This window comes from Pseudoalteromonas sp. TB64, from assembly GCF_000498095.1.
Lineage (GTDB): Bacteria > Pseudomonadota > Gammaproteobacteria > Enterobacterales > Alteromonadaceae > Pseudoalteromonas.
Window position 1 is genome coordinate 1 of sequence record NZ_AUTQ01000062.1, and the last position, 6,930, is coordinate 6,930.

General features: G+C 35.3%; 6 protein-coding genes. 1 reads left to right on the top strand and 5 read right to left on the bottom strand.

The features are described 5' to 3' along the window. The 5 genes from L647_RS0102515 to L647_RS0102535 form a co-directional block, all read right to left on the bottom strand. A partial coding sequence (locus tag L647_RS0102515) for a Na+/H+ antiporter NhaC family protein (RefSeq protein ID WP_024609799.1) occupies positions 1 to 943 on the bottom strand: 943 nt, incomplete at its 3' end. Next, positions 940 to 2,922 (bottom strand): DUF3488 and transglutaminase-like domain-containing protein, encoded by a 1,983-nt coding sequence (locus L647_RS0102520; protein ID WP_024609800.1) that lies wholly within the window; start codon positions 2,920 to 2,922, stop codon positions 940 to 942. The genes L647_RS0102515 and L647_RS0102520, both read right to left, overlap by 4 nt. Further along, positions 2,922 to 3,908, bottom strand: a complete 987-nt coding sequence (locus tag L647_RS0102525) for a DUF58 domain-containing protein (protein WP_024609801.1) — start codon at positions 3,906 to 3,908, stop codon at positions 2,922 to 2,924. The genes L647_RS0102520 and L647_RS0102525 overlap by 1 nt, the downstream gene beginning before the upstream one ends. A 6-nt stretch (positions 3,909 to 3,914) precedes the next feature. After that, complete coding sequence (locus L647_RS0102530) at positions 3,915 to 4,820, bottom strand: MoxR family ATPase (RefSeq protein WP_024609802.1); 906 nt, start codon at positions 4,818 to 4,820, stop codon at positions 3,915 to 3,917. Between the two features lie 14 nt (positions 4,821 to 4,834). Continuing rightward, a complete protein-coding gene (locus tag L647_RS0102535) occupies positions 4,835 to 5,218 on the bottom strand; it encodes a response regulator (RefSeq protein WP_024609803.1) in 384 nt (127 codons plus the stop codon). Between the two features lie 589 nt (positions 5,219 to 5,807). On the opposite strand from L647_RS0102535, the gene L647_RS0102540 reads away from it, so the two are divergent. Beyond that, a partial coding sequence (locus L647_RS0102540) for a hypothetical protein (protein ID WP_024609804.1) occupies positions 5,808 to 6,930 on the top strand: 1,123 nt, incomplete at its 3' end.

Genomic DNA, 6,930 nt, shown 5'->3' on the forward strand with positions numbered 1-6,930 from the left:
CGCCAGTAGCCTGCATAACCGATGCAAAGCCTTGTGCCGATATCATAATAAAACCAATCATGGCCATCATCGCAACGCCTTTGCTAAATACGTCGCCGTTTTCTTCCCATTTAACCACACCAAATACACTAAATATCATTACACCAACTAAACCCCCTAAAATCATTGAACCACTTAGGTTTTGTGCAACAAGCGAGGCAAGTACTGCAAAAAGCCCTACAATCATTACTTTTTTAGGGTTTTCGACATCAGCCAATTTACTCTGAGTTGTTAATGGCTGCTCTGTGTATTCACGGCGTTTTTTATAGGTAACAAATACTGCAATAATTAACCCAATAAACATACCAAGTGCAGGAATAATCATCGCAATAGGAACTTGTGTATTTACAATGTCTAGACCATTATCAACAAGATTTTTATGTAAAATAGAATATAAATAAATCCCACCAAAACCATAAGGCAACACCATGTAAGAAGTTGCTAATCCAAATGTTAAAATGCACGCTATAGCACGTCTATCTAATCGTAACTTATTAAAAACAACGAGTAGGGGCGGAATTAAAATAGGAATAAACGCAATGTGTACAGGTACTAAATTTTGTGAAGAAATAGCACAACCTAGGATAATTAATAAAATAAAGTAGCTCAAGAACGTTTCATTACTGCTGTCTTTTGCATTTACCTTCGCTAATAATTTATTGGCGAGTATGCGTGTTAATCCTGATTTAGAAATAGCCACGGCAAATGCACCTAACATTGCATAACTTAGTGCAATCTCCGCACCTGCAGAAAGCCCTGAATTGAATGCATCAACACTTTCTTTTATTCCCAAGCCTGCAGTTAGGCCTGCAACTAACGCACTTATAGTCATGGCAACAATGACGTTTACACGGGCCAAAGATAGCCCAAGCATTAAAATAACGCCTATAACAACAGCATTCATAGTTTTCTCTGTTTTGAAGTTTTAATTAATTTTATCAGATCTTTAGCGTGAGTTTTACGCTCTTTTGTAAATGGTTTTTTTTCATAACGTACTTGGTTAAATAATTTACTAAATTCGTTTATTGATTGTGCAACTTGTGGCAAATGCACTGCAAAATATTGAAGTTGCTGACTAGGTGTTAAATTCTCAGATATATTTAATTTTTGTTTTTCAGCCCAACTTACTATTTGATAATACTCTTTAACCATAGGGGCTAATTTAGCAGAGCCTTGTTTTGGCCAGTTTAAATACACAAAGTACCCAATAAAACAAAAGCCTGCTGTTAAAAGTACAATTAAGGGTACCAACCAAATGTTTTTGCTTCCAAAAATTGATTTTAAAAAATCACTTTGCTTTTCATCATCAAATCCAAGAACCCAACTTGCCCATTGATAATCTAAATTTTCGAGTTCTAACCTTAGCCAGTTAATTGCTGCAAAATTACTTAAGCTAACAAGCCCAAAATCTAGATTACTTTTGAACTCATCGTTTAATTCTTCATTTTGAGAAAGCGAGCCATTTAAACGCTCTGGTGCTACAACGGCGGTAGCATCAAAAATCTGCCAACCTTCGCTTTCTAAATAGACTTCTACCCATGCATGGGCATCATACTGGCGAACGGTTAGCGTATTATTACTTTGATTAAGTTCACCACCTAAATATCCACTAACTACGCGAGCAGGAATTCCCGCACTTCTAAATATATAAGCGGCGGCACTGGCGTAGTGACCACAAAAGCCACGTTGATTATCAAATATAAACTGATCAATAGTATCGTCACCACTCATAGGTGAAGGCGTTAAGGTGTAGGTAAACTTTTTATCTACAAAGTACTGTAATAACGCATTATAAAATTCACGGTCACTTTTTGTTTGTTGTTTTAAATTTTCTGAGAGTGTTAGTGTTTTACTATTGTTTTTACTTGTGAGAAGTGTGTATTGCTTCGTTTTTCTTGGTGACAAAGGAGTTTGATTAAGCGCTACACTGCTTACATTGTATTGCAGATTTTTTGCCTGATATTTCTTTTTCCTCAGTAATCCAAGCGCGTTTCCTTGCACGCCATCTGTATTACTTGTTGAGAAAGAAAGTCCATACAACCATTTTTGTGTTGCGGGTTCTGCTATTACTGAGTATTCAACTTTCGTTTCATAGTCTGCGTTTAGCTCTTGAGCATGTAAATTATTATATTTTAAAAAGTCGGATGTTAACCAAGCATTTCCATTAAATTCGTCATGCACAATAGCACGCCAATAATAAGGGGAGCTTGGAGATTGCTTATTAAATGTGGCTCTAAAGACGAGTTCATCTGAGTTCGATAATTTAGCTATATCAAAAGGATCAACTTGTTCAGAAAGCCCTGTTTTAGCAAGTTTTGGACCTGGTAGTTGCCAAAACGCAGGCATTTTTGGTAAAAATAATAATAAAAATATTGCTAAGGGCAAAGCAAGCAATAGTAATTTACCGCTTTGTTTAGACGTCACTTTCAAATTATGTTTTGATTCTAATAAGCCAAGCACTGCAAAATTTAATATGTATAAGCCGCTTACAACGAGTGTGGTAACGATGCTTTGGTTAAATAAATATACAGCCGAAAGAGAGAAAAACGTAAGAGTTGTAATTATATGGTAGTGCTTTTTAGTTTTAGCCTGTAATAATTTAAATATGCTAGAAAGCAATAACATAGCAACAAATAAAATAACCGTGTCAGACATTCCAACACTGTAAATCATTAACCCAAGAGCGGCACCTGCTAATATATTAGCTAACCACGCATTAGGTTTGGATTTATTTGTTGTTGTAATATAAAAATTCCATACACACAGTATTGTTAAAACACTAATAAATACAATGGGTAAGTGTGCGATAAAAAATATAATCAAACACGCATATATAAAGCATAAAGAAAAATTTATTACTTTTTCATTTTTAATTATATTCATTATACAGCCCCATTAAATGCACTTAATAATTCTAGGCATTGCTGTTTATGATGCTGCCCTGTATTGGTGTTTAGTGTTTTATTGGGTAGTTTTAGCATAAAAGGAGTATTTTGCTCTGTGGCTTCGCAGACTAAAAAGCACAGTTGACTTAAGCGCTGTTCAGTATCGCCATGCATTAACTTAAAATCGAATAGAGCATTTGCTGTTTTAAAATCAACAAATTCTTTCACAAGTAATTGCTGCGTTTTAGCATAATGTTTCCACGAAATTCTTTGCAGACCCATCTCTGGTAAGTGAGGAATTAAAGATTCAAACTCTTCGCTGCCAGCTTCTTTTGCTATTCCACTATCCGATTGTTCATCAAGTGCACTAACGTGCTCATCACTTAATACTTTTTCAAGAGAAGGGTAAACAAAAGTCTCGCTTTGTAGCTGAATGTAACTCCACACTGTAACTAAGCCAAATGGATAGTTGCTAGCAATTTTTATTCGTTCAAATGCATATTGCCCACGGTGTGAATAAGGTAAATTAAGAGTTATTGTTTGGGGTTTATTATTAACCTCATCACTGTGTACTTGAGTTTGTAATTCGCCTTGATAGGTGAGTGATACAGATTGGCAAATTGTAGGACTTTGTAAAATAAATTGAGAACTAGGTTTTTGAGGGGAAAAACTCGGAAATACACTTTTAAAAGTTACAGTTAATCCCTTTGCATTACTGTACCCCATAAGCACTGAAATTATTATTACCACAAACATCAAATAAGCCATTATCAAAATTAAGTTGTTTTGATAATTAATACCCATAATAAAGTTTAATATAGCAACAATAACAAAGTACCATCCAAGAGATGATGGTAAAACATATATTGTTTTATGTTCAAGTGTGATGGAGTTTTTTAAGTGTTTATTTTTTAATAGCTTATTAAATATTGCGCGCTTAAATGACTTAAATAAAGTAGGGCGCTTAAGTGTTTTTTTTGGCATAAGATTTTATACCGGTACCAAAACAGCTTTTAAAATATCGTTTACCTGTGCCTCACCCGACTCGTTATGTAAGCCTAATCGGTGCTGACATACACTTGCAAATACTGCCTGCACATCTTCTGGCATTACAAAATCTCGTCCGTCAATATAAGCCCATGATTTTGCAGCTTTAGCTAAAGCCATACTTGCACGCGGTGATAGTGACGCAGCAAATGCATTACTATTACGTGTGTAGTTTACTAATTCAATTATGTAGTCAATTACCGGAGAGCTTATTGTAATGTGGCTAATAGCCGTTTGTATTTCTGCTAGTTGCTGCTCATTTATTCGCTTTGGTAACATAGAGTAGTCACGTTTTTGCATATTTAAAATTAAGCGTTTTTCGGCTTCTTTTGGTGGAAACCCTAAACTAATTCGCATTAAAAAACGGTCTAACTGAGATTCAGGTAATGGGTAAGTACCAGACTGATATAATGGATTTTGTGTAGCAATCACAAAAAAAGAAGCTGGAAGTGAATACTTTTTACCGTCAACAGTCACTTGTTGCTCTTCCATTGCCTCTAGTAAAGCACTTTGTGTTTTAGGACCCGCTCTATTTATTTCGTCGGCTAATACAACCTGGCTAAATATGGGACCTTTGTGAAAAGTAAAGGTGTGCTCGTTACTATTAAATATATTTGTGCCTAATATGTCGGCAGGTAATAAATCACTTGTAAACTGTATACGTTGATAAGATAACCCGAGTACCGCAGCTAAAGCATGAGAAAGCGTTGTTTTACCCATGCCAGGTAAATCCTCAATTAGTAAATGTCCTTCACTAAATAGGCAGGTAAGCGCTAGTTTAATTTGTTGTTTTTTGCCAAAAATAACACCTGATAAATCTTCTATAATCGCTGTAACGGTACTTTGCATGTTAACCTTTTTTATTATTCTATGAGTTCGAGGCGTTTCATTACGGTATCAACTTTTTTAGCGTTAAAAGGTTTTGCTATAAAACCTTTCGCACCTAATTCCCACGTGTTTTGAACATTTTCGAAGCTATTATGCCCAGAGCACATAACAACGTGAGCATGTGGGTATGTATCATTTATAAACTCCAGAATATCGGTGCCATCAGAGTCAGGTAAATCAACGTCTAAAAAAATAACATTGGGTGATTTTTCATTCATTAATGGTTTAGCTGAGTTGAAGTTGGCGCTTTCTAAAATGTCTTCAAAGCCGAGCTCAGTTAAAATTTGATTTAGATAATCACGTATTTCCTTAACATCATCAATGATGAGGATAGGCTCTAGAGGGCGAACAAATTCCATATGTTAATTACTTCTATATTTAATACATCTTAAGTATTTTCAATACTATGCTAACCCCCACGTAAGCTCAAGATAGTTGCTTAAAAAAGCGTAATTAATATACCGTTTACAGCTTTTATTATTTTTTATCTATATAAAAATCTACAACGTTTAGTTGGCTATATATTTTTTGCTACATATATAAGTAATGATCGTTATTTAACATTAAGTGTTTCCTTTAACCTAGCTTGAGTAAATTTAAACCACTAAAACCCGCGCATGAGTATTTTATTTAATTCACTCTGGTTCATATATCAAACAAACCGTTTACTTGTTTTAAATAAATACATCTAAAACAGAATTTCCGACTTAAATTACTGTAACAAATTTGCTACTTAACTTATTGATTCAAAAATATTTAAACTATAACTCTATTTTTTGTAAACTTTATGTAATAAAAAATCGTTGACCTTCTAAATTCATTCTGTGATTATGCTCACCAGATGGGCTCATGCTCACAAATGCGATTTCATTAGTTTCTTATGCTATTGCTCAGTATTTTCTCATCTACACACTGTACTTACACACCACACTAAATAAAGAGCTTATTATGTTAAATAATAAAAATACTAAATTTGCAATTTCTCTCATAGCGGCAGCTATGGCTACATCAGCACCTGCACAGGCTGATGTTTCAGAGTACTTAGATCGCATTGACGTAGATTTCTTATTAATGCAAAACTTTCAGTCAATTCAAGCGAAAGATGGCGCATTTCGTCCAGAAGATGAAGAACAAGAGTCAGGGTTTGGACGTATTAGAGCAAATCTAATGCTTAAATTTCATATTAATGAATACATCACAGCCGACATAGACATTGCCGAAGAGCCTAATGACTTTGGTGGTGAGGACCGTGATTTTTCATTCCACAATGACTTTGCAGGTATTGAGTTTGACCTACTAGGCCTTTATGGAACACCAAAAGATAATGCTAATTTAATATTACGCTTGGGTAACATTGGTGGTTCGCCTTTTCAATTTAAAGGCTTTCAAGACGGTGCAGATAACCAAGGTAATGCATTAATTGGTAACGGTATAACAGATTATGCAACCGCAGAAAATGGCGCGCAGCTAAGCTATAGCGAAACTTTCGATAGCGGTGTAGTGCGTGCTTATAATGTTACAGGCCATATCACTACTTCTAGTTTTGGTGAAGCTTTTCAAGAAGACCGAGGTTACAACTACCGACTTCAAGGTACTCTAGAATTTGAAGGTGGCTTTAAAGCCGGTTTAAACTTATTAAAAGCGAATCAAGGCGACCAATTACGTTTTGAAAATGGTGTAGCAAGTCTTGATGGTGTAACAACAACAAATTATCGCTTTGGCGATGGTGAAAACTATAATTTCTCAGCATCACCTTCAAATGAACGTGATACTCACGTGGGCGCCATGCCTGGTCTTGAGCAATCAATTATCCAGTTGAATTTAGCTTATCAACCATCTGACGAAACTAGCTTAATTTTTATGGTTGGTAAATCGTCTGATGACTACACGTTTGCGGACGCGGCTGGTAACGCAGTTGCCGGTATTACCTACTTTGGTACAAATGGAATAGCTGATGAAAACGGCACTACTTTTGATTCAAACAGTGTAATAGAAGGCGACTCATCAGTAGAGTACTTCGTATTTGAAGCACAACAATATATTATCCCTAAAAAGTTATATGTAGCGGCTC